The organism is Cohnella hongkongensis, from assembly GCF_042654645.1.
GTDB lineage: Bacteria > Bacillota > Bacilli > Paenibacillales > Paenibacillaceae > Cohnella > Cohnella hongkongensis.
The window spans coordinates 1-500 of record NZ_JBHSEP010000060.1 but is presented as its reverse complement, the minus strand read 5'-3'; the positions used below and the strand labels follow the sequence as shown (position 1 = coordinate 500).

Genomic DNA, 500 nt, shown 5'->3' with positions numbered 1-500 from the left:
AGGACAATACGGTATATGGCTGGATGAAGAAGTACGGCAGTGAGCCGGAAATCGTTGCAGCGCAAGCCTTTAAGTCTGAAGATCATCAATTGCGCGAATTGCAAAAGCAGATCCGAGACTTGCAAGAGGAGAACGAAATCTTAAAAAAAGCGATGCACTTCTTCGCGAAAGACCGTCGGTAAAATATACATTCATCCATGAATACCGCTCCGAGTACCGACTGGAGAAGATGTGCCACGTATTGCAAGTATCTCGTAGCGGGTATTACAAATGGAGGGATCGCCCCACGAGTGACCAAGAGCGTCAGCACAAGGAATGGACCGATCAGATCAAGGAAGTCTACGAGCAATCCCGAAGGCTCTACGGCAGTCCCAAGATCGCCAGTAAGCTCCGCCAGCAAGGCGTCGTGATCTCCGAGAGAACGGTGACAAGGATCATGAACAAGCAGCAGTGGCGATCCAGAACGGTCAAAAAGTATAAGGCCACAACGAACGCCAAAC

Annotated in this window: 1 protein-coding gene and 1 pseudogene; both read left to right on the top strand. The window is 49.8% G+C overall.

Features of this window, described 5'->3' with window-relative positions:
• Positions 1-182, top strand: a pseudogene (locus tag ACFO3S_RS27945) (IS3 family transposase); the annotation flags it as partial.
• Positions 183-241: 59 nt separating this feature from the next.
• On the top strand, positions 242-500 hold a 259-nt coding region (locus ACFO3S_RS27940), incomplete at its 3' end, for an IS3 family transposase (protein WP_378103054.1).